Source organism: Acaryochloris marina S15 (genome assembly GCF_018336915.1).
Taxonomy (GTDB): domain Bacteria; phylum Cyanobacteriota; class Cyanobacteriia; order Thermosynechococcales; family Thermosynechococcaceae; genus Acaryochloris; species Acaryochloris marina_A.
Map to the genome: position 1 here is coordinate 2,394,007 of NZ_CP064923.1, position 23,216 is coordinate 2,417,222.

Sequence of the window (23,216 nt, forward strand, 5' to 3'; positions counted from 1 at the left end):
AGAAAAGGCATGAGCGCCTTGGGAGTAGGCTATGGCTGATTATGATTTGGTGGTGGTGGGCAATAATGCGGTGGCTCCCTGGGCTGCGATCGCAGCCAAAGAACGGTCGGCCCGAGTCGCTTTTATCTCTGTTTCTCCAGAACCCATCCCGTATCATCTCCTTCTGCAGCAGTGGGTACAAACCCAGCCCCCGATGGCTTTGACCGAATGGATTGAAGCGATGACAATGCGGCTGCAGGCCTCTCGATCGCCGGCCAAATTAGCCAGTTTAGGCATTGAGCAGCTCGATGGTATCGCTCAGTTTAGAACCAAGCCGAATTTTCAGGTGCATTGTCAGAATCGGGTATTGAAATCTCATCGGTATCTCCTCTGTCTAGATGCAGATTTATCTTCACCAGATGTTCCAGGGCAAGCGGACTGGCTCAGTCCGGCTGATGTTCTAACTCGACTAGACGATCCAAATCAGTCCCTAACCGATCCAGTGCTGGTGGTAGGGGATGGTCCGGTAGCCGTTTCCCTGAGCCAATCCTTAGGTCGTTTGGGACATTCAGTCCACTTACTGTGTCCCCATAATCAAATTTTGCCTTGGGAAGATGCTGAAGCAGCTTGGCGGGTGCAAGCCCACCTAGAGGCTGATCGTGTCCATATTCACTGCCACTGCCAGATCAAAGGCGTTACCCCATCATCCGGCTATCAGGTATCGACGAATCAAGGCTTGTTGAGGGCCGGATCCTTAGTTTGGGCTGTAGAAACAACCTCAGCCATCCTGAATCCCAATCAAGTTGCTGTGGATCTCCGTCATACCTCTCAAGGCTTGTGGGTGAACCCTCAATTGCGAACCTCTCATTCCCAAGTGTATTCCTGCGGGTCGGTCCTGGGGGGATATACCCTGGCAGATATTGCTCAGTATGAAGCATCTGTAGCGGTGAACAATGCCTTGGGTGCCAGGCAGACGATCGAATATGGCACCTTACCTTGGGCTATCTCGACCATGCCAGTGTTAGCAAGGGTGGGTTTAACAGAAACTCAAGCCCAACAAGCATCCAGGCCATTTAAGAGTTTCTATCATACCTACCAACAAACTGAGCAAGGTCAGCTCCAGGACCAGACCGGCTGGTGTAAGGTCCTCATCCAAAATAATGGCCAAATACTAGGGGCTCATGTAGTGGGTGCGGGTGCGGCTGAAATAGTTCATCTAATCGCTTTAGCCATACAAAAGAGATGCCCGATTTCAGAGCTGGTTAGCCTTGAATCTTTTAAATCTAGCTACGGCAGTATTGTGGGACACATTGCTCGGCAGTGGTGCCAAAAGTAGCCTTTTAGGTTTAATGCTTTAGCTAAACCGCTTGAGGTGCTTTGCCCATCTGTTCACGGCCATGGGGGTCAGATAAACTGGTAATATCAGGCCCTGAAGGGATAATGCCGCCAGGATTTAGGGGAAAGAGAAAACCGTAGTAACTTTGTTTGACTGCTTCTAGGTTGCAGGTGTCTGCTACACCAGGGAGTTGGTAAAGATCACGCAAATAGGGGCCTAAATGCTGGTAGTCCTGGATTCGTCGGCGGTTGCACTTAAAAAGTCCGTAGTAGGCGACATCGAATCGGAATAAGGTTGGGAATAGCCGCACATCCGCAAGGGTTAAGGTATCACCACAGAGATATCGTTGGTTGGCAAGGGCTGTATCGATTTCGTCTAGAACTTCAAACAGCTCGTTGCAGGCTTGATCGTAGGCCGTTTGGGTTTGGGCAAAACCACAGCGATACACACCATTATTGACGGCATGATAGATTTTCTCATTCCACTGGTCGATGGTGGGACGCAAGGCTTCGGGGTAGAGATCTAGGTCTGGCTGTTGACCAATGTCAGTGAAGGCGGAATTAAGGTTGACAATGATCTCAGAACTTTCGTTATTGACGATCTTTTGAGTTTGAGTATCCCACAGCACTGGCACAGTGCAGCGGCCCTCATATCCAGGCTGTGCCAGAAGATAGAGATCTCTAAGGTTACGGCACCCTTGATGTTCAGAGGCAAAGACCCAGCCCCCTTCCGTATCAGAGGGTTGAACCACGACAACATCTATCACGTCTTGTAACCCTTGTAAGGCTCGAACCACTAAGGTGCGATGGGCCCAAGGACAGCCTAGCCCCACATATAGCCGATACCGTTGAGGGACCGCTGGGAAGGTATCGCTGCCAATTTTGTCTCGGAACTGGCTCTCTGGTCGAATATAGGCACCCCCTTTACTCCGTGGGGCCATATTTGACATCATCACATTCCACATTGTGGTCCAAACAAACTTACCCAGGCTGATGATGGCTTTGGGGGGTAGAGATTTACCCATGGTCTGATCTCCTATGGATGGGTGGGCTCACGATGGGAAAAGACGGTTTTGACCTTACCTCAATAGGTCAAGACTGCATCGACTAGGGTCGATTGCCTAGAGACCTTAAGAAAGTAAAGGTGAAATGATCTTTATTTTCAAGGAGATAAACTGATTTGTCTTCTACAGTTAAGACAGTTTCATGTTTGGCAGCTACATTCCCCAGCTTCCCACTCCAAAGGAAGCCGTTATGGCAACCTCATTGATTCAGAGGAGATCGAAATGCGTGGACTTCTGTTAACTATTCTAGCTACCGCCCTCAGTTTACTGGTGGTCGATTACGTCTTTGCAGGGATTGATTTAGACAGTATCTCCACTGCGATCGCAGCTGCAGTTGCCATTGGCTTGGTGAATGCCATTGTTAAACCCGTGCTGAAAATTGTGTCTTTCCCATTGACCTTACTGTCCCTGGGTGGGTTTTTGCTCGTGCTGAATGGGTTATGTTTCTCCCTAGCTGCCGCGTTCGTGCCAGGCTTTCAGGTAGACGGCTTGTTGGCGTTTTTTCTGGGGCCGATTGCCCTGTCGGTGGTGAATGCGTTCTTAAATCGGTACTTACCGGAAGAAGCACCCTCAGCGAGCTAGGGGGAATATGCCGACATCTTCAAGGGGCTGCGAATGTTGGACGCCCCGGCCCTTTAGCCCGCGATTAAGTCTCGGGTGTGGACTTCCAGGGGTGGGTGGATCGCCACTTTGACTTTGAGTGGGCAGCAGAGATCTCTTCGAGATTGGGCTAACTCGCGGATCAGCAGTAGCCGCGAGCGAATATAGGCTTTGGCATTGGCTTCTTCGTCTTGAGGAAGCTGGTTGCGATTTTTGAGATTGGCTACCAGGACCTGAACCAGTTGCGAGTCGTTGAGCTGGGTCAACATATCGGTCTGAGTCGTTTCGATAACTTCCCAGACTTGCCGGAGAAGGTTGGAATTCATGACATTCACCCTAGGTGAGTGTTTTTCAGAAAACGTGTTTTATGGAAAAATTAATATTTTCTTTAGATTTGGATATCCCCAATTCTACGCTTATCGTTCAGCAACCCACTATCAGATCGGCTACAAAACATATAACTTAATATTTCTAAACAGCCCTCAAATTACCGTGAATAGGTAGATCTACGGTGTGAGGGTATGTCGCGATTGGGAATCAAGATCCATCAGATCAAAGGTAAATTGTGATAGTCGCAGGAGGGGAAAAGACCCTCGAACTTTAGTCTGCCCCACTGGATCTCCGAAACGTTTGTTGTCCGAGTAAAACACTACTCAGCACGACCACAACCCCCAACAGTTGAATGGAGGTCAGGGTTTGCTGGAGAAAGAGATACCCCAGCAGCGTTGCCACAACTGGACTCAGTAACCCCAGATAGGAAGCAGCTGTGGCATTGAGTTTACTAATGCCCCGAAACCATAAGGCATAAGCAAGCCCAGTTCCGATCAGTCCTAAATAGAGAAACCCTAGTAGGTTAGTCCCAGTAATTTGCTCAAAGGGACCTTCAACAATCAAAGCGATGGGGAGTAACATGAATCCCCCCACCGTGAGTTGCCAGGCCGTAAACACCATTAGGGAAACGGGAGATTGCCACCGCTTCACCAAGACTGTTCCTAATCCCATGGTTGCAGCACTTGCGATCGCAGCCACAATCCCCACACTATCGAGCCGAGCTTCAGGACCGAGCACCAACAGACCCACGCCAATCAATCCAGTGATTGCTCCTAAGATTGATCTTGGGGAAGGTTTTTCACCTAAGAGTTGCCAAGCAAATAGGACCACCAGCAAGGGCTGAATCGAACCTGCAGTGGCTGCAACTCCCCCCGGTAGTCGATAGGCCGCCACGAACAAGAGTGCTTGGAAAAGACCAATATTGAGTCCTCCCAGAATCAACATCCGCCACCACCAAATCCCTTGAGGCAGTTGCCTCAGGCTCAGGATAAGGACCAGGCCGATCGGAAGCGTTCTTAGAGCTGCGACCAGTAGTGGATGCCCCGATGGCAGTAATTCCGTCGCCACAACATAAGTGGTCCCCCAGGAAATAGGAGCTAAAGCCGTCAACAAGATATTGAACAGCCGAGGTGGAGAAGCGTTCATTATTTATCTTGATATTAAGATACTTGATATCGAGATTTTAGCATTTATCTTGATGCCAAGTATCTTGGACTTAAGATTTATGAGGTGCTAAAATCATCGCCATTCAAATCCTGAGCTGTCTTTTCCTATGGATACCGATGCAGTTGACGAAATTTTGGCCCAGTGGCAAAGAGAACGTCCTGATTTAGATGTATCGCCCATGGGAACCATTGGCCGCATGACCCGACTGGCAAAACATCTCAAAGGAGCAATCGGGGCCACCTTTGCTCAATTTGACTTGAATCCAGGAGAGTTTGATGTACTCGCAACGTTGCGACGGTCTGGGCAGCCTTATCAGCTATCACCGACAAGGCTATATCACGCCATGATGGTCACGTCCGGAACCATGACCCATCGTATTGATTGCCTCGAGCAAGCTGAGCTGGTAAAACGAATTCCCGACCCCAATGATCGTCGGGGGACCCTGATTCAGTTAACAGATAAGGGGTTTACTCTGATTGAAAAAACCCTTGAAGCCCATGTCGCCAACGAACACCTTCTCCTAAGTGTATTGGAGCCATCAGAGATCGACTCTCTTACTCAATTACTCCGAAAGCTTTTAGACTCATTTGAGAAATAAAAAAGTATCAAAATTGGTGGCAAATTTCGCAAAGATTTGAGGACCTTTTTTCCCAAAGAACATCCCCACATATATACAGAGTCTTTTCTAAGAAGATTAGGTAAAAATTAGTAGAATTTCTACATTGTTCGGGTTTGAAGATCATAGGTAAATCCTATGAAGCCGGATGTTTTTGATGTTGATTTTTCTAATGCTGTCTTTAGGTAAAGTTATCAGGTAATGCGGTCTTTATCCTGATCCTGATGGCTTGGATTGAGTTGAGTGTATAAAACTAAAACTTCATCTATACTTGCAAGGTGAGAATTTTTTAGGCCAGTCTATAATCCTCCAATGTGTTGAAAAAGTTTTCTATATTTGTAGATGATTTGATGATTTAGAAGGGGATACTAAATTTGACTCTCTTCAAGATCTTTTACCTTTCAGATAGTTTATTGTTTGCTAATTTTTTAAGTCAGCTGGAGCAGTTCCCTACAGCGATTATTCCTGATATAGCTATTGCCTTTACATTTGGAGGAATGGCTGTTCTCTTGGGCTATGTGGCCTTTCGCCATCAGCCAGTGACCTATCCCCAACTTGTTTCTCTATTTATTGCTTTATTGGCTACTTGTAGCCTCAATTCGATTCTGGATATAGCCTCTCTTTATATTCCCATTGCTGGTGTTCAAGCAGGAATCAAGCTACTCACCTTGGCCATTGCGATCTTCGCTAGTAGAGAATTCCTAGCAGACAGCACAAAAATTTTGTCTCAAAATACTACTCCCACCTTAGTGGATGAAAATCGGGTAGTGAAGCAGGAGCTTGAAAATTGTCGACAACTAGAAGTAGAACGATATAAAAGCCAGCAAATTTTAAATGATGCCTTCGAATATGCCTTAATTGGTAAGGCTATTCTCACCCCTGATGGAGATTGGATCAGAGTCAATTCAGCCCTCTGTGAACTATTGGGTTACACAGAGGCCGAGATATTACAGACAAACTTCAAAAGTATGACCCATCCTGAGGATGTAGCCCTTGAACAACACTATTGTGATCAACTGCTATCTGGAGAAGTGTTGGCCTGTCGCTTTGACAAGCGGTATTACCACAAGCAAGGACATATTGTTTGGGGCAGGTTGAGTATTTCTCTGGTCAGAACGCCTGAGGATAAACCCCTATATTTTATTGCTCAAATTGATAATATCTCTGACCGCAAACAGGCTGAAGCAGACTTGAATTTGGTGATTGGGCAGCTAAAACTGGCCATTGAAGATCGCTCTACAGAGCTAGATACAGCTTACTCAACCTTGAAGAAATCTGCTGCTCAGTATCAGGATCTTTATGACAATGCCCCAGACATGTATCTGTCCGTCGATGCGGATAGCACCAAGATTTTGCGTTGCAACCAAACCCTAATGAAAGAACTGGGATACAGCTATTCAGAAATAGTGGGTTGCTCTGTCATCGATCTTTATCATCCTGATTTTCGGACTGAAGCACAGAATGCCTTCCAAACCTTTTTGGAAACAGGTGAAGCTAGGAATGTCTACCTAGTCGTACAGCGCAAAGATGGGACGACCATGGATGTCAGCCTCAATGCCCAGGGGTTTCGCGATCAGCAAGGCAAGGTTAGGTACAGTCGCTCAAGCTGGCGAGATATTTCGACGCGCAAACGTTTGGAGAACCAACTGAAGCGAATGAATGCTGAATTGGAAGAGCGGGTTGAAAATCGAACTTTAGCACTACAAATTGCCATTCAATCCTTAAAAGAGAGTGAGTCCCGTTTGGAACTGGCATTAGAGGCCTCTGGAGATGGTTGGTGGGACTGGAACATGCTCACGGATGAAACAAGCTGGAGTATACAGTTCTATCAAATGCTGGGATATGAGATGGAAGAATTGCCTTCCTCGTTTCAAACTTGGCAAAGCTGGACTCATCCTGATGATTTACCTAGAATGATGGCTTTGCTGGAAGAGCATTTACAAGATCAGTCCATCCCCTATGTTTTTGACTATCGAACGCGAACGAAATCAGAGCAATGGAAATGGATTTCTGTCATGGGCAAAGTCGTAGATTGCAATGATCAAGGGGAACCTCTCCGTATGGTTGGGATGCTCCATGATATTAGTGATCGCAAACAGGCAGAGCAGGAACTGCGGAGAATAAATACGGAGCTCGTTCGCTCTAACCAAGAGTTGGGTCATTTTGCCTATGTTGCCTCCCACGATTTGCAGGAACCGTTACGAAAAATAAGGAGTTTTACTGAGTTATTGGCCGAACGCTATCAGGGGCGACTAGATGAGACAGCGGATCGCTATATTCGCTACATCACCGATGGGGCTGCCCGCATGCAAGGGTTGATAGATGATCTACTCAGTTATTCTCGAGTCGGACGAGCTGAACTAAAGGTGAATCCCACTGCATTATCGTCCCTAGTGAAAGAGGTGCAATCTGATTTAGAAAAGGTTATTGAACAACGCCAGGTCGAGATGGTCATAGATTCGTTGCCAACCGTTGCTGTTGATCCGGTGCAAATGAGGCAGGTGTTCCAAAATCTGATTTCTAATGCCATCAAGTATTGCCAAGCGGATCGTCCGAGTATTCACATTCGAGCCACTCAAAATAAAGAGTTTTGGGCTATTTCAGTCCAAGATAATGGAATTGGCATTAGCCCCCAGTTTGCTGAGCGAGTATTTATCATTTTCCAGCGCTTACACCACCGGGGAGAATATTCGGGGACAGGGATTGGATTGGCCATCTGTAAAAAAATAATTGAGCGGCATGGAGGGGAAATTTGGGTGGACTCGGAAGAAGGTAAAGGAGCGATCTTTTCTTTCACTCTGCCCCGATGAGATTTTTTTGGATGCAATTCTCGAATAATATATTCGCCAGATAATGGCCATAATCATTCGAATTTAATTTTATATGGACAAGAAATTAAAATCCCTGCAATTTTCATGGATTTGTTTATGATGTTTAACAGTTGGGTGTATTTTGACTTTGGGGCAATGAATGATTGAGATATTGTTGGTAGAAGATGATGAAGGGGATATAGAACTCACTTTGGAAGCCTTTAATCGCTCAAAAGTTGCCCTCAACGTTACTGTTGTCAGAGATGGTATGGAGGCGATGGCCTACCTTCAGCAAGAAGGGACCTATGAGGCGGCAAAAACTCCCGACTTGATGTTGCTAGACCTCAACTTACCCCGTAAAGATGGTCGAGAAGTGTTGACCGATATGCAAGAGAGTAGCCGTCTCAGGCAGATACCTGTGGTTGTGCTAACGACATCAGATGCGGATGAAGATATTTTGAAGAGCTACAAAATTGGGGCTAATGCTTATGTCACGAAACCTGTGGGTTTAAAGGGACTAGTTAAGGTGGTTAATTTGCTAGAAGAATTTTGGTTTACGATTGTCAAGTTGCCTCCCCATGAAATGAGCTAGACAACCGACGGGTCCTAGAAGAGCTAGCATTCCTCATTCCTTGGACTTGGCTTTTATCACCCGATCGACCACTGTCATTAGCTCTGGCAAATCGATAGGTTTTTTCAGGTATTCATCTGCGCCTACGGTTTTGGCAATTTCTAGGACTGAGAAACCTGGATCATGAGAACGTCCACTAATAGCAATCAGCCATGGCTTGCTTTCTAGGGCGAGCATGTTGATTTTGGAAATCAGCATGATCCCTCCCCTAGGACTTTCTTGATTGTTTTCTTGGATAAAAATATCAATTAAAGCAATGTCTAGATATGCTTCATAAATTTTGGACATGGCCACATTGATATTAGCGGTGTATTCAACCTGGTGCCCTTGATCACCAAGGGTTTTTTGCCAGGACTCCGCCAAGATTGTATCGTCTTCGAATATAAGAATATTAGCCAATGGTATAGCTCCCTCTAGGCTAAGAGTTGATGGATGGTGAGGTTTAATTGCTCCCCGTCAATGGGCTTTTTGAGCATGGGCACAATGGCTAAGTCTTCTGGAAGCGTGAATTTGGAATTGTAGCCCGTCGTAAACATGAAGGGGATTCGTCGCCGGATTAGTTCTCTGGCGATGTCAAAGCTATTTTCTTCCTTGAGGTTGATGTCTAAGATACCCAAGATGTATGTTTCCTGGGCTAAAAGTTTAATGGCCTGTTTGACTCTGGGGGCTGTATCGATGTCGTTAAATCCCAAAGACTCTAGAAGATTCTCCATTTCGAGGGCCAGTAACATGTTGTCTTCAACGATCAGAACATGACCAGGGGCAAGGTCTGGTTCTTCCTCGCTCTGGAAGGCGGGCATTGGCGTAGAAGACACTTCCGGTTGGTCATCTTGGAAGAGGATCAGGTGAGCAGGCAGCCAAAAATTGACTTGAACCCCTGTTCTGGGGAAGCGCAGCGTGGCCTCTCCTTCAAACTCAAACGGGATCGCCCGCTCGATTAACGTCCGTCCAAACCCTTTACGTTTAGGTGGAAAGACGGTCGGTCCATCAGATTCCTTCCAATAAATGGCCAGTCCTCCATCCTGTTCTTTCCAACGGACATCAACTTTACCTGCAGAAACGGATAAGGCTCCATACTTGGCAGAATTAGTAATCAGTTCATGAATGACTAGGGCAAACATGGGGACAAAGTTGGCTTTTAGACCTGCTTCTGGACCCGAGAGACTGACTTGATGTTCTGATTCCCCCAGGTAAGGACGGAGTTCTGTCATTACCAAGTTTTGGAGACTGGGCCACTCCAGACCATGTCCAGCCACCAAATCATGGGCATGGGCTAGGGCTGCAATGCGGCGATCTAAGAGCAGGGTATATTCTTCAATGGAAGTAGTGGAGTGACGGGTTTGGCGAGAGATGGATCGGATTAAGGCCAGAATATTTTTGACCCGGTGGTTGAGTTCCGCAATGAGGAGATCTTGTTGTCGCCGTTGTCTTAACCATTCTTGTTGCTGAACCTCTCCTTGACTGATGGCTAACTGCATTAGCCCAGTGCGGAGTTCTAGGGCGACTTCTGTTTCGAGGACTGACCAAGGTTTGCATTGGCCTGCTATCTTTTCTCGATACTCTGCAAAGGAGGTGCGAGGGCGTAATCGGGGTCCATTAGCCCCTTCGACAATCTCTTTTTCTGGCGATCCTGCCCATCGGACTTCATAGATCATTTCATGGCGAAAGAAAATGACGAAGACGTCGTCGCTGGGGGCTATGCCTAGACAGAGAGCACCTGCGGTTTTACCCAATTGAGTGGTACTAAGGCGGTTGAGTTGGGATAGGTTTTCCAGGGGGATTAGATCAGGGCAGGGATGGGTTTGAACCTGATGGACTAGTTCTCTGATGATGCCATGAGTGGGAACGTCTCCATAGGTTTGAATTTCTTGCTTGGCAATAACCGCCAGACCCTGGGCAGAGAGCATGGAACAGAGTTGTTCTCCTAAGGCTTGTACGGTTTGCGTAAACCGGCCGCTACTCGTCAATTTTTGGACGAATTGGGAGATGGCTGAAGTGGTGCGTTTACGGGTGTTGAACCGCTCTTCTTCCAGGACCAACTGGAATTTGAGGGAAAAAAGTTGGCCAAATAGATCGCAGGTGGATCGGTAATCAGGGGATAGTAATTTGACACTCTTGTGATGGAAGGCAAACAGCCCCCATAGCTGTCTCCGAACAATAATCGCCACATTCATGGAGGACTGAACCCCCATGTTGGCTAGATACTCTAGATGAATGGGAGACACTGCCCGCACATGGGTCAAGGAAAGGTCTAAGGGATCTGCAGCTGAATCAGCGGCAATTAAGTCAGCGGTGGGAGCATCGATATTCGAGATGGCCCGGATTGGCATTCTTAAGGCCATTCCTCTTACCTGCTGAGGAATGTCTGAAGCGGGGTATCTGAGGCCAAGATAGGGATCTAAATCATCTGTCATGGCTTCAGCGACCACTTCTCCCGCCCCATCGGGTAGAAATTGATAAGCCATAACCCGATCAAATTCCGTCACCCGCTGTAGGTCTTTGACGGCCATTTGTAGTAGGGCTGGGGTTGTCGTTTCCTCCTGCAGGCGGGCCAGTAGCATTCGGACTTGAGTAAAAGCGGATTGGCTATCGAGCTGAGCCGACGCAACGGGCTCTAGTTCAATTAAAAAATGGGCACCACAGCGGTGCAGACTGATATCTAGGGTGTGCTGATGAAGGGGATAAACGCCTGCTCGTTCCCGCTGAGACTCGATGGTGGGATGGCCTGCGATATTCCTGAGGGTATGGATCACGTCTTCGGGGAGCAGGGTATTGAGGGGTTGCCCTAAAGCATCCCCAGGGGAGACATCCACAAAGTCGCTGATATTGCTGGAAACATGGGTGATGGTCTCAATATGCTTACCTGTGGCAATCAGAGCCCCAAAGGTTTGGATGCAACCCGGTATGTGTACGGGCTCGCGATCGCAATTGGAAATCGCTAGTTCTCTACGTTCCATACCTAACCCATATTCACCATTGCGACCTAAAAAGATAAACCATTCCAGAAAACTAAGTCACTATTATCTTGTCAGAGAGAAAATTGTTCACCAGCCTCCCATTGAGTTACTGATAATGGAATTAAACGGTTGGCAACCTACCGCCATCATAAAGGATTATGTGATGAAGAAAATTTAGGGTTGTGGATTGTCTAGAACAAGAAACTTACTTTTAATCAGAACCCATATTAGACCTCTTGCATAATTCAGCTACCGATATGGTAGAGGACTAAAAAATCATGTCAGATCGCGGCATAAATTGAGTGAGTAACACATCATGAAATGAATATTGCAAGAGGTCTATTGTTTTTTCTCACTAAACTGATGGGAATTAAACTTCTTCTTCCCTAGAGAAGTGAAAATAATATTATTTTTTCTGCAGGGATTATTTTGTGATAAATGAAGTTGCCAAATCAATGTAGGGCTGGGGTTTAACTTTGAACGACGAGGAAATATATAGTGAGAAAAACTAGTTTTGACTAGAGAATATTTCGTTTAAAGGTTGAGGTTTAAGGAAATCTTCAGTTCCCTGTCAAATTAGTCAGTGTTGAATTAGAATGTCCAACAGTTTAAGACTATAACATCAGTGATTTGTATCTATTTGTAGATAATAATTTCTAGATATATCCCTTCACTTCTGTGTTGAATTTTTGGCCCATCGGAATAGATTTTTTTGACAATGGATTCTCATAATAATCAAACCTTTGATATGAATTCCAATGAAATGCAAACTGCCGATACTTCGTTCTACGTTGTGGCGGTGGGTGCCTCCGCAGGTGGTCTTAAACCCCTAGAAGTATTCTTTGAAAATATACATCCTGAGTCAGGAGTGGCTTTTGTTGTCATTCAGCACTTGTCCCCTGACTTCAAAAGCTTAATGAATGAAATTTTGGGTCGTCGCACTAAACTGGCGATTCATATTGCGGAAGAAGGCATGGAACTTCAGTCCAATGCCATCTATTTGATTCCAGCCGGTCAAAATATGATTGTTCGGGACCATTGTCTTTACCTCTATCCCCAAAAAAGAGATCACAAACCGAACTTTCCCATTAATTTATTTTTTCAATCTTTGGCCGAAGAAATTGAAGAACGTGCCATCGGCATTGTTCTATCGGGCACGGGCAGTGATGGCACCCATGGACTCCAAAATATCCATGAAGGCGGGGGAATTACCCTAGTTCAAGACCCAGAAACGGCTGAATTTGACGGTATGCCCCATACGGCGATTAGTACTGGATGTATTGACTACATCGCGCCCCCCAAAGTGCTGGCCGAAATGATCAACGATTTGGGAAATCCGTCTCTTGTTCCCGCTGATTTAATTAAATTTAACGGTTTAGGGGCAGAAACCCATCAACTCCAAAAGATAGTCGATTTGCTGGCTAAGCATGAAGGTATTGATTTTTCTCAATATAAGCTGTCAACCTTGGGCCGTCGAGTTGAGCGCCGCCGGCTATTGACCCAGCACAACTCCTTACACGACTATGCCACCCTCTTAACTGATTCCGCCGATGAACGATCCCTGTTGCGTCGAGATTTACTGATTAATGTCACGCAATTTTTTCGGGATGGAGTGGTTTGGCAATATTTGAGAAATGAGATTCTGCGCCCCTTAATCAAAGACTTCCCCAAGAATGAAACCCTTAGGGTTTGGGTAACCGCCTGTGCCACGGGCGAAGAAGCCTATTCCATGGCGATTACAATTCGAGAATTGTGCGAGGAATTGGGGCGACAGATACCCACTAAGCTCTTTGCGACGGACCTCGATCAGACTGCCCTGGATAAAGCCGCCCTGGGCGTATTTGACGAATCCATTGCAGATTACGTGGGGGAAGACCGGCTAAGAAAATATTTCACCTATGACAACGGTCACTTCACGATTAAACGAATGTTGCGAGAGATGTTGATATTCTCGCCCCATGATTTGACTAAAAATGCCAGCCTGACCCGAATGAATGTGGTGACCTGTCGCAATGTGCTGATCTATATGCAGCCCATATTGCAGCAGTATGTATTGCGAAACTTACATTTTTCCCTCAATAAGGGCGGGATTCTCCTGTTGGGAAATTCAGAAGATCTTGGTGAAGTCGAGCCTGAATTTGAGGTTCTCCATGCTAAAAATAAAATCTTTTCTAAAGTCAGAGAGCAACGACTGAATCTAAATTATTTTCGCAATAAAACGATTGCGACCCCGGTGATGGCGGGGCGAGAGACTCGCCACCGTCGCCAAAGTGATCCGTTGCTAGAACAAGCCTTTAAAGCACATCTGGAAGAGCTGAAAATCACTTGCCTGTTGTTGGATACCGACGAAAAACTGCTGCGGGTCTGTGCCGATCACTTAGATATTTTGCGCATCCCGGAAGGACCAGCCACTGAGAGTGTCCGATCTTTGCTGCCGGATGTGATGCATTTGCCTTTTATATCGGCATTGAATCGGGTTTTGCGGGAAAAGCAGCCGGTCCAATTTAGTGGTCTCCTATGGGAGAAGAAGGGTGAACCGTTTGAATTAAAGTTTAAGGTCAGCCCTTGTCAACTCAATCCTCGGCAACAGCTGTTCTTAAAGCTGGAGATTTCTACGACGTCTCGAAAGTCCGTCTCTGTCCCCCAGCAAGAGTTGGAAAGCAGTACGGAAGTGATCAACCGAATTGAGCAGTTGGAGCTGGAACTGTCCTATTCCCGTGAAAATCTGCAGGCTACGATTGAAGAACTTGAAAGTACAAATGAAGAACAGCAAGCCACTAACGAGGAACTGATTGCCTCCAACGAAGAGTTGCAAAGTACGAACGAAGAACTCCATGCGGTGAATGAAGAACTGTACACCGTCAATAACGAGCATCAATCCAAAATTAATGAACTCACGGCCCTGAGCAACGATATCGATAATCTGTTTCGGAGTACCGAAATTGGCGTGGTTTTTTTAGATCAAAGCTTGCAAGTTCGCAAATTTACCCCGGCAGCCAATCAAATTTTTCAATTCCTGCCGAGCGATGTGGGGCGTCCCCTCAAGAACCTAGCCAGCAACGTTAATTACCCCTCTTTACTGGAGGTCTTGTCGGAAACGGCCCGGACAGGCAAAGTCACCGAGCAAGAAATTCATACGGATGAGAAACATTTGCTGATCCGCATCCATCCGTACCTCAATAATAGTGATGAGCAGCAAGGAGTGGTGATGTCGATTATCGATATCACGGCCACCCGTACGGCGCAGATTGAACTTCAATCTCAACGGATTAAAGCCAAACTGGCCCAAGATACCCTATCGGTTTTTCAAGAGCGCTATCAGCAGCTTTACCATGAAACCCCTGTGATGATGTACTCCATTGATGCACGAGGGGTAGTGGTAGAAGTGAGTAAATTTTGGCTTTCCAAATTAGGATATCCCCGTAAACAGATTTTGGGCGAGACGGTGGATGTTTTTCTCAATCCGGAGTCTCAAGAGCGGTTTCAAAAGCTCTGGCCGAGGTTTCTGGAATCTGGTTTGAGCATTGATGTACCGATGCGGATACTGACTAAATCGGGAGCAACGATTGATGTGTTGCAATCGATGATTGCGGAACGCGATGATCTAGGAGAGATTTCTCGGTGTTTAGTGGTTTCGGTAGATATTAGCCAACGTAAAAAGGCGGAAGCCGCAAGGCTAGAGAGTGAACAACGGTTTCGATCGATGGCGGACCATGCCCCTGTACTGATCTGGGTGACGGATGCCCAAGGCCATTGCACCTATTTAAATGAAGAGTGGTTGAATTTTACAGGGGGCTCTCTAGAACAAGCCCTAGAACAAGGTTGGGAAAGCGGGATTCACCCCGAGGATTTAGAGCATAATGTGACGGCTTATCGGCAGGCAGTGACAGAACGACAACCCTTTCGGTCTGAGTATCGTCGGTGCGATCGCACCGGTACCTTTAGTTGGTTACTCGATACAGCCAAGCCTCGATTCCTACCTACAGGAGAATTTGCGGGCATGATTGGCTCCTGTTTTGATATCACCCTGCAGAAAAAAGCAGAGGAAGCTTTAGAATTGTCCAACTTCAATCTGGAAGTCGATTTAGCTGAGAAAGATGCCTCTCTCCATTCGATCGAAGGCAGTTTAGAAGAGAGTGAGACCCGATTTTACTCCCTAGCAGACAATGCCCCGGTTCTGATCTGGCTCAGTGATGAGCAAGGAAACTGTACCTATGTCAACCAAACCTGGCAAACTTTGACCGGTCAACCTTTGGGTACTCAGCTAGGATCAGGATGGCTGAATACTATTCATCCTGAGGACCGAGCCCGAGTACAATCTATATTTCAAGACAGCAGTGTCCAGCAACAACCTTTCGAACTGGAGTTTCAGCAAGCAAAGGCAGATGGAGTCTATCGTTGGATATTGGCAACGGGGATACCCAGACTAGCTGCAGGTCAATTTTCAGGACTGATTTGTTCCTGCATGGACATTTCTGACATCAAACATTCTCAAAAAAGATTAGAACAAGCGATTCAAGAACTACAACGATCGAATCAAGAGCTAGAGCAGTTTGCTTATATCGCATCCCATGATCTACGGGAACCTCTGCGTAAAATCCAAAGTTTTGCTGAATTGTTACAAGACGATTTGGCACCCCAGTTAGACGAGAATCAAAGCCGCTACTTTGGGTACATCATGTCAGGGGCAAAGCGCATGCAACAGCTTATTCAGGATGTGTTGCAATACTCTCGGGTTGGACGAAGTGACAAAGCGCTAGAGTCTGTAGATTTGAACCATGTGCTTGAAATAGTGCAGTCTGATTTAAGCCTAGCCATTGAAGAACATCAGGTGGTTATTGAGTATGACGCATTGCCCATGATTTATGCGCACATCGTAGAGGTGACTCAAGTTATAGAAAATCTAATCAGTAATGCGATTAAATTTCGCTCTGAAATTCTGCCTCGAATTCAGATCACAGCAGAGGAGCAATCTGAGTATTGGGCAATCTCTATCACAGATAACGGTATTGGGATTTCTGAGGAATCCTTAGATCGTATTTTTGTGATGTTCCAGCGATTACATCATTCCAACAAGTATCCTGGGACGGGAATTGGTTTAGCATTGTGTCGCAAAGTGATCGAAAGTTATGGCGGAACCATTTCTTGCACGTCTACCCTAGGTGGAGGATCAACCTTTCTGATCAAACTTCCTCTACAGCCCATGGTGCCGATATTACAGTAGTCTCTGAAGTAACAATGAAACTAGCTGAAGATTCTCATTATCTCTGTACGGAACTGTATGAACTGATCCAAAATGATCCCTCCGTCTTTAGTTTCTTGCAGGAAGCGACCCTAGATGGAGTGTGGTATTGGGATTTGGTTAACCCAGAACATGAGTGGATGAGTCCCGAGTTTTGGCTTTTCCTAGGGTATTCTCCGGTCAAAAAACAGCACCTAGCATCAGAGTGGAAAGACTTAATCCACCCTGATGATTTAGCCGTGGCCTGTAAAAATCTAGAAAAGCATCTTGCCAATCCCGCACACCCGTACGATCAAATCGTTCGGTATACGAAAAAAAATGGAAAGATGGTGTGGGTCCGTTGTCGAGGAATCGCTATTCGAGATCAGTTTGACCAGCCGATTCGGATGTTAGGAGCCCATGTAGATGTTACTAAACTTGTAGAAGTAACTGAACTGCTAGAAATTCAACTCCAAAGACTAGATGCCTGCAAAATGCGACTTTCTTTAGAACAGCAAAAAGTCAGCCAGTTAGCCTATGAGAATGTAAAGTTGGAAGGGCAATTGCAACAAAAGGAAAAAGAAATTCAGGCCTTGAAGCAACGGGTACTCTAGTTTCGTCGTACTCAATGAATGATTGAACTGATCTTGTGGGACTACTCATTTCGGATTTTATTTCATGGGTAAATTTGCTACCCTAAAAAATTTGGCTTACATCATGATCCATTTTCGGCATTTTTGCCCAGGTTAGTTTCAAATTCAGATCCAATTATTCTAGAGATCTCTTACGCAGAGATCTATTTTTTCATGTTTGTAAAATAGAATTATGAGGGGAATTCTCAAGGCGATGCGATGCAATTTACTGCTTTTTCTTTTTTAATTATTCATATTAGTTTAAATGGCCAATATTTTAGGTCATTTAGATAAAAAAACGAAATGAGTTGAATGCAAAGGTTTCCTCCGAGTCTGTGCCTTCGCAGAGTACAATGGCAGTCGTCTTGAATCGTTCAGGCTATCGACTACGGACCATCCTCCCAGCCAAGCCAAAAAACTCCCAGAAACAGATGTCATTTTTACCAACCTCACACTCAAAGACCAGAAAGAGCATGACGGTACAGTTAAGTGATTGAGCATGAATTGCAAAGCCACGATTAAGCTCAGCAACTCATCACGGCTGGGAAAAACCCGAACACAGACGAAGGCCTCTGAATATGACATAAATGAAGGAGAAAAATATCTCTCTTGTGGCGTCTTAGATGAGGAAATTGGAGGGTTACACATCAAATTTGGTAACTCCTACAAAAAAGACGACTTTATGGTCGATAACTTACAAGACTGGTGGAATATAATCACGCCAACAGAGCAGCAAAACATCAAGCTGATCTTGATCAAGGTGAATAACGGTTCTGAGAATAGTGGGATATACACTCAGTTCCTCAATCGACTGGTGACATTGAGTGACCGCGTTGGCATCTCCATTCAACTACTTTGCTATCCGCTTGATCACAGCAAGTACAACCCTATTGAGCGATGTTGGGGCATTCTGGAACAGCATTGGCATGACATCTTGTTGACCGATGTCGAAACCCTGTTGGGTTGGGCTAGTCGCATGACTTGCGTTGTGACCTTGACAGAGGAGACCTATAAAAGAGGAGTTTCACTCACTCAAAAAGCAATGAGCGGGATTGAGAAACGATTGGAGAGAATCTGCAATTACCTAAAGAGGATATTTTCATTCACCCAATTTAGTAAGGGACTGCTTTTCAGGAAATCACCTTAGTTCTGTTCAGTCTTGTCCACAACTCAGTTTTTTCAGAAGGAAACAGCCAGGCATGGCGATTACCAATCGAATCAATTTTCGTAATTTCAGAGGCGATTTCCTCGGCGGCTTAACCGCTGCGGTGGTCGCTCTACCCATGGCTCTTGCCTTTGGCATCGCCTCGGGAGCCGGAGCCTCAGCGGGACTATGGGGTGCAATTTTAGTCGGCTTTTTTGCGGCACTGTTTGGCGGTACTCCCAGCCTCATCTCTGAACCCACTGGGCCCATGACGGTGATTATTACTGCTGTGATTCTTGAGACTACGGCCAGTGACCCCGAGAATGGATTGGCCATGGCGTTTACGGTGGTCATGCTGGCGGGTCTGTTTCAGATTGCCTTTGGCATGCTGAAGTTAGGGCGCTACATTACAATGCTGCCCTACAACGTGATTTCAGGCTTTATGACCGGCATCGGCGTCATTCTGATCTTTATGCAGATGGCGCCGTTTTTAGGTCAAGAAACCCCCTCTGGTGGGGTGATTGGAGTGATTAAAGATCTGCCCAACCTGGTCGTTAATGCCAGTCTGTGGGAAACCGCTCTCGGCTTGCTCACCATTGCCATTCTATTTCTGTATCCCAAATCCCTCAAGAAAGTCATGCCGCCCCAGCTCGTTGCTCTGGTGGTGGGCACGGTGGTGTCGCTGACGCTGTTGCGCAATATCGATATTCGCACCATTGCGACCATCGGCAAGATTACCCCTGGGTTGCCTCAGCTGCAGATGCCCACCTTTAACTCCGAAAACCTACGGCTAATATTTGTCAACGCCATGGTGCTGGCGATGGTGGGTTCCATTGACTGCCTACTGACCTGCCTGGTATCGGATAGTTTGACCCGCACCGAGCACAAGTCCAATAAAGAACTGATTGCTCAGGGGGTCGCAAACCTGATTACTGGCCTATTTGGCGGTATTGCTGGCTCTGGAGCAACCACGGCCACGGTGGTGAACATTCAGGCCGGAGGGCGCACGGCACTGTCGGGTATTAGCCGAGCGCTGATCTTGCTGGTGGTAGTCCTTTGGGCTGCACCCCTGACCTCGGGCATTCCCCTAGCCGTGTTGGCGGGGATTGTGCTGAAAGTAGGGGTCGATATTATTGACTGGGGCTTTTTGCAGCGGGTTCACAAAATCTCCTGGAAGGCCGCAGGCATTGTCTATAGTGTGGTGCTGCTGACAGTGTTTGTGGATCTAATGGTAGCGGTAGTGGTAGGTGTATTTATCGCCAATATTCTGACCATTGCCCGCTTGGATGAGTTGCAATCGCAGTCAGTGAAAGCGATTACTACCGGCGACGATCAGATTGTGCTGAATCAAGAAGAAAAAGAAGTATTGGATGCGGCTAATGGCCGGGTACTCCTGTTTCACCTCAACGGGCCGATGATTTTTGGAGTAGCCAAGGCCATCTCGCGTGAGCATAATGCGATCGCAAACTACGATGTGTTGATTGTGGATCTCAGTGAGGTGCCCGTGCTAGGGGTAACCTCGGCATTAGCCATTGAAAATGCGATCGAAGAAGCTACTGAGGCGACTCGTGAAGTGGTACTGATTGGCGCGAACAAAAAGGTCAAGAGCCGGCTGGAAAAGCTGGGCATAGGAAAAATTATTCCGGCAGATCACTGGATGGACGATCGATTACTAGCGCTGAAAACAGGTCTGGCGATCGCCCAGCAGAAGCTTATGCCTTGAGAACGCAAACCTAATTCCAATTTTTCAGTTTTTATTCAAAATCAAGACGAACAGGTATAGTGCGACACTCCACCAGTGTTAAAAAACGCCTTAGGTCTTAAACGATAGTATTTATCTTCTATTTCCTGTGATTGCTCATCATATGGATAGCTAAGTACATCTTGCAACTCTTTAACTAATGTGTAGTCACCCTGCATGGCTTGTTGGTAGGCGGGGACAATCAACCACTCTCGCCATGTGTATTTTGGGTTAGTCTGTTTCATCTTTGTTGATATCTCAGCCAAATTGTTGTCGTTAATGACGAGGTTGCGCCAGCTTTTTAGCCAAGATTGCCATTGCTCGTCGAGTTGTTGTGAAGTTTTAACGTAGAAGCTCTTTTTCAATGCTGAGACATCGTCTGGTATATGAGATAACTCGCGGAAGAAAATGGTGTAATCTACCTCTGAGTCGGTCATTAACTGCATTAATTTCTTAAATAGCTCTGGGTTAAATTCAGTTAATCCAAGTTTGGTCGCCCACATTTCTTGAATTTGTTTTTGCATTGCTTCTGCAAAGCCACGGCGTACTTGGTCGAACTGTTCTAAAGTTTCAGCATCTTCTGCAAGTAGCGGTCTCACAGCTTTCCAAAACATGTGATAATTCGCTTCTGCTGCGATTGGCTGATTAAAGAATGAAAATTGCTCGCCGCCGCCAGCCCAAGGTTGAAACCAAGGGTCAAAAACTTCACAAAACCCAAATGGTCCATAGTCGAGGGTAAAGCCACCCGCGGCGCAGTTGTCACTGTTGAAATTACCCTGGCAATAACCAATACGTTGCCAATTGGCCACCAGGGTCGTGAGACGCTGGCGAAATAGCTTAGCCAACTCAACCAATTGATCTGCAAAACCAAGGCTTTGATTAATGTCGCTTTTGTATTCTCGCTCAATTAAATGGGACACTATCATGCTTAACTCTTCTAATGCTCTTGGATGAGCATTGTTGCGAGCGCGGCGGGCAAATAACTCTAGCTGACCAACGCGCAAAAAGGATGGTGCAACGCGAGTTGAAATGGCCACAGGATCGTCCACCAAAATATCAGGGTCAGTGGAGTGGGAGTCTTGAGAATACCAAGGTCGGGTAACGGTCTCAGATTTAGAAACATACAGTGTCAAAGAGCGCGATGTTGGCACACCTAAAGCCTGCATATATTCTTGCGCTAGAAACTCACGCACACTTGAACGTAGCACTGCGCGCCCGTCGCCACCACGGCAATAAGGCGTTGGGCCACCCCCTTTCAATTGCATTTCCCAGCGCTGGCCATTGATGATTCCTTCAAACACAGATATCGCCCGACCATCGCCATAGCCATTCCCCGTACCGAATGGACATTGTTGGATATATTCGGTGCCATAAATCGACAGTGCATAACCAGTTGCCCAGCCAACCTGACGCATTGGCTCATGCGACGCAGAGATATCACCCGAAAATACATGGCGAAATTTTTCATTCAGCGCCAGTTCATCGCTCAACCCAAGTTCCTTAAAAAAAGTGCTGCTATGGGCTACATATTCTGGTTCTGCAAGGGGCGTGGGTGTCACAGGTACGAAATGACCAGAAAAAACCTGGCGGGCACGGTGATCATCACCATCTCCTGTAGCATCAGGATCGGCATTTAAGCTGTTCATCAGAGAATAATCTGCTAATCGCACAAACTCATCGAAGGTTGTTACGCAGGGCTCAGCAGATGGTTTAGATGGATATGACATTGTTGCTAGTGCCGGTATTGTCGGGGAAGGTTCATGTTTAATTTTAGACCTTGTAGGGGTATGGCAACGATTAACTAAATGAAGGGCCATTGAACTGAAAGTCAATGGCAATATATGTTCTGGCTTGCAGCTCTACCAAGCCCTGAATGTTGCGCGGACAAAATAATGTAAAAAAGAGGTCTTACTCGGGGGGTAGTTAGGTGAGATTATCTCAGCCCCCTATTCTTGAGAAGCTATATAAACCGGTGCTCTGAGGATCTGAGCTTCGGTCCAAATGTGTTCAGTAGACTTTACGTACTGTTAAATTCTCAAGGCCCGCTTGACCATAGCTTTCACAGTTAGAGTTCACGCAAGCTAGCTCTGAAAGTAATGGCCTTTTTTTCTCTTCCATGGGAGTATCTTGGCTCAATAACTCCCTTCCGCAATACCTTTTTCGAGCCTCCCTTAGCTAGAGGGGCTGAGATAATCTCACCTAACTACCAGAAGCACTGTATCGCTATTTCTAATACGTTGGGCTTAACCCATGTTGGCACTTATAAAGGTGATATCCAACCCACTGCTATTACGGATGCAGGCCGTTGTACAGCAGAGGATTGGGAAGAACAGTGATGGGTGAGTGGGGAGATAGGGTTTAAATAAAGAGTTATTGAGAGAAATATATTGGATTTAGTGAAATTACTTGAAAAAATAACCTTTAAGTTGCACTCTTGGATCTTAATCTAATTTAAGAAAATATTTTCTGTGATAATAAATATTTCGGCTTTTAATGAATCTAAATCCTGTGCCATTTAGATATGATCTGTTCTCTGTTTTATTCACCTATTCGACAAAAATCAAGCTTTAACAGCTAATCTCTAGGACCATGTGAACACTGTTTTTTATCTGCTTCTTTCAGTGATTTTACATAGAATTTATGTAAGTTCATATTATGATCTACGTATAATTACTGAAGGAAGAATATATATTGCTTCGTATACTAAAAATATATATAAATCAAACCTCTAGAATAAAGCACAAAAAAATATTCTTTGGAAAATTGATTTTATTTCTGAAATATTATTGGCTTATCTCAAGAATATATTCATGAGAATGAGGGTTATGTGGCTCTCTTTTTCGCTCGATTGACTTATCAATATTTAATACCGTATTGGCATTGTATAAGGTGATAGCCATCATCTAGCTTTGGTCATTGATGACTCGCTGTACCCTATCCAATACTGAATAGGTCAAGCGAATAGATATACCTAACTAATATTTTTCTT

At 45.9% G+C, this 23,216-nt stretch carries 15 protein-coding genes and 1 pseudogene; 10 read left to right on the forward strand and 6 right to left on the reverse strand.

The window, feature by feature from the left end; genetic code table 11:
• Window positions 1–31 precede the first annotated feature (31 nt).
• Window positions 32–1,315: an FAD-dependent oxidoreductase gene (locus I1H34_RS11540; protein ID WP_212665745.1), complete on the forward strand. Its 1,284-nt coding sequence runs from the start codon at window positions 32–34 to the stop codon at window positions 1,313–1,315.
• 22 nt (window positions 1,316–1,337) lie between these two features.
• Here I1H34_RS11540 and I1H34_RS11545 read toward each other — a convergent pair whose 3' ends face one another.
• Window positions 1,338–2,339 carry a glutathione S-transferase family protein gene (locus I1H34_RS11545; protein ID WP_212665746.1) on the reverse strand — a complete coding sequence of 334 codons (1,002 nt, stop codon included), beginning with the start codon at window positions 2,337–2,339 and terminating at the stop codon, window positions 1,338–1,340.
• Window positions 2,340–2,600: 261 nt separating this feature from the next.
• On the opposite strand from I1H34_RS11545, the gene I1H34_RS11550 reads away from it, so the two are divergent.
• Complete coding sequence (locus I1H34_RS11550; protein WP_212665747.1) at window positions 2,601–2,960, forward strand: phage holin family protein; 360 nt, start codon at window positions 2,601–2,603, stop codon at window positions 2,958–2,960.
• A 53-nt stretch (window positions 2,961–3,013) separates the two neighbouring features.
• Here I1H34_RS11550 and I1H34_RS11555 read toward each other — a convergent pair whose 3' ends face one another.
• Complete coding sequence (locus I1H34_RS11555; RefSeq protein ID WP_212665748.1) at window positions 3,014–3,304, reverse strand: hypothetical protein; 291 nt, start codon at window positions 3,302–3,304, stop codon at window positions 3,014–3,016.
• A gap of 274 nt (window positions 3,305–3,578) precedes the next feature.
• Complete coding sequence (locus I1H34_RS11560; RefSeq protein WP_212665749.1) at window positions 3,579–4,454, reverse strand: EamA family transporter; 876 nt, start codon at window positions 4,452–4,454, stop codon at window positions 3,579–3,581.
• Between the two features lie 127 nt (window positions 4,455–4,581).
• Here I1H34_RS11560 and I1H34_RS11565 point away from each other — a divergent pair, with 127 nt between their 5' ends.
• From I1H34_RS11565 to I1H34_RS11575, 3 genes are all read left to right on the forward strand, one after another.
• On the forward strand, window positions 4,582–5,073 hold the full coding sequence (locus I1H34_RS11565; RefSeq protein WP_212665750.1) for a MarR family winged helix-turn-helix transcriptional regulator: 492 nt from the start codon (window positions 4,582–4,584) through the stop codon (window positions 5,071–5,073).
• Between the two features lie 392 nt (window positions 5,074–5,465).
• A complete protein-coding gene (locus tag I1H34_RS11570) occupies window positions 5,466–7,901 on the forward strand; it encodes a PAS domain S-box protein (protein WP_212665751.1) in 2,436 nt (811 codons plus the stop codon).
• A 160-nt stretch (window positions 7,902–8,061) separates the two neighbouring features.
• The gene (locus I1H34_RS11575) at window positions 8,062–8,493 is read left to right on the forward strand and encodes a response regulator (RefSeq protein ID WP_212665752.1); all 432 of its coding nucleotides are present in this window, start codon (window positions 8,062–8,064) and stop codon (window positions 8,491–8,493) included.
• A 33-nt stretch (window positions 8,494–8,526) separates the two neighbouring features.
• On the opposite strand, the gene I1H34_RS11580 is transcribed toward I1H34_RS11575, so the two are convergent.
• Window positions 8,527–8,931, reverse strand: a complete 405-nt coding sequence (locus I1H34_RS11580; protein ID WP_212665753.1) for a response regulator — start codon at window positions 8,929–8,931, stop codon at window positions 8,527–8,529.
• A gap of 14 nt (window positions 8,932–8,945) precedes the next feature.
• Window positions 8,946–11,489: an HWE histidine kinase domain-containing protein gene (locus I1H34_RS11585; RefSeq protein WP_212665754.1), complete on the reverse strand. Its 2,544-nt coding sequence runs from the start codon at window positions 11,487–11,489 to the stop codon at window positions 8,946–8,948.
• A 718-nt stretch (window positions 11,490–12,207) separates the two neighbouring features.
• Between I1H34_RS11585 and I1H34_RS11590 the strand changes: the two genes are divergently transcribed.
• The 4 genes from I1H34_RS11590 (at window position 12,208) to bicA (ending at window position 20,209) form a co-directional block, all read left to right on the forward strand.
• Window positions 12,208–16,713 carry a PAS domain S-box protein gene (locus I1H34_RS11590; protein WP_212665755.1) on the forward strand — a complete coding sequence of 1,502 codons (4,506 nt, stop codon included), beginning with the start codon at window positions 12,208–12,210 and terminating at the stop codon, window positions 16,711–16,713.
• A 14-nt stretch (window positions 16,714–16,727) separates the two neighbouring features.
• Window positions 16,728–17,324, forward strand: coding sequence for a PAS domain-containing protein (locus tag I1H34_RS11595; RefSeq protein ID WP_212665756.1), 597 nt, complete (start codon window positions 16,728–16,730; stop codon window positions 17,322–17,324).
• 517 nt (window positions 17,325–17,841) lie between these two features.
• Window positions 17,842–18,489 (forward strand): ISAzo13-like element transposase-related protein, encoded by a 648-nt coding sequence (locus I1H34_RS11600; protein ID WP_212665757.1) that lies wholly within the window; start codon window positions 17,842–17,844, stop codon window positions 18,487–18,489.
• Between the two features lie 52 nt (window positions 18,490–18,541).
• Complete coding sequence (bicA, locus tag I1H34_RS11605) at window positions 18,542–20,209, forward strand: bicarbonate transporter BicA (protein WP_212665758.1); 1,668 nt, start codon at window positions 18,542–18,544, stop codon at window positions 20,207–20,209.
• Window positions 20,210–20,250: 41 nt separating this feature from the next.
• On the opposite strand, the gene I1H34_RS11610 is transcribed toward bicA, so the two are convergent.
• Window positions 20,251–21,954: a protein adenylyltransferase SelO gene (locus tag I1H34_RS11610; RefSeq protein WP_212665759.1), complete on the reverse strand. Its 1,704-nt coding sequence runs from the start codon at window positions 21,952–21,954 to the stop codon at window positions 20,251–20,253.
• 483 nt (window positions 21,955–22,437) lie between these two features.
• Here I1H34_RS11610 and I1H34_RS11615 point away from each other — a divergent pair.
• Window positions 22,438–22,563, forward strand: a pseudogene (locus I1H34_RS11615) (type II secretion system protein); the annotation flags it as partial.
• Window positions 22,564–23,216: the final 653 nt, after the last annotated feature.

What these genes read in the sequence shown, in the direction of transcription:
- bicA (WP_212665758.1), top strand. Translation starts at nt 18,542, where the DNA reads ATGGCGATTACCAATCGAATCAATTTTCGTAATTTCAGAGGCGATTTC.
- I1H34_RS11560 (WP_212665749.1), bottom strand. Translation starts at nt 4,454, where the DNA reads ATGAACGCTTCTCCACCTCGGCTGTTCAATATCTTGTTGACGGCTTTA.
- I1H34_RS11550 (WP_212665747.1), top strand. Translation starts at nt 2,601, where the DNA reads ATGCGTGGACTTCTGTTAACTATTCTAGCTACCGCCCTCAGTTTACTG.
- I1H34_RS11585 (WP_212665754.1), bottom strand. Translation starts at nt 11,489, where the DNA reads ATGGAACGTAGAGAACTAGCGATTTCCAATTGCGATCGCGAGCCCGTA.
- I1H34_RS11540 (WP_212665745.1), top strand. Translation starts at nt 32, where the DNA reads ATGGCTGATTATGATTTGGTGGTGGTGGGCAATAATGCGGTGGCTCCC.
- I1H34_RS11575 (WP_212665752.1), top strand. Translation starts at nt 8,062, where the DNA reads ATGATTGAGATATTGTTGGTAGAAGATGATGAAGGGGATATAGAACTC.
- I1H34_RS11555 (WP_212665748.1), bottom strand. Translation starts at nt 3,304, where the DNA reads ATGAATTCCAACCTTCTCCGGCAAGTCTGGGAAGTTATCGAAACGACT.
- I1H34_RS11590 (WP_212665755.1), top strand. Translation starts at nt 12,208, where the DNA reads ATGGATTCTCATAATAATCAAACCTTTGATATGAATTCCAATGAAATG.
- I1H34_RS11565 (WP_212665750.1), top strand. Translation starts at nt 4,582, where the DNA reads ATGGATACCGATGCAGTTGACGAAATTTTGGCCCAGTGGCAAAGAGAA.
- I1H34_RS11545 (WP_212665746.1), bottom strand. Translation starts at nt 2,339, where the DNA reads ATGGGTAAATCTCTACCCCCCAAAGCCATCATCAGCCTGGGTAAGTTT.
- I1H34_RS11600 (WP_212665757.1), top strand. Translation starts at nt 17,842, where the DNA reads ATGAATTGCAAAGCCACGATTAAGCTCAGCAACTCATCACGGCTGGGA.
- I1H34_RS11595 (WP_212665756.1), top strand. Translation starts at nt 16,728, where the DNA reads ATGAAACTAGCTGAAGATTCTCATTATCTCTGTACGGAACTGTATGAA.
- I1H34_RS11610 (WP_212665759.1), bottom strand. Translation starts at nt 21,954, where the DNA reads ATGTCATATCCATCTAAACCATCTGCTGAGCCCTGCGTAACAACCTTC.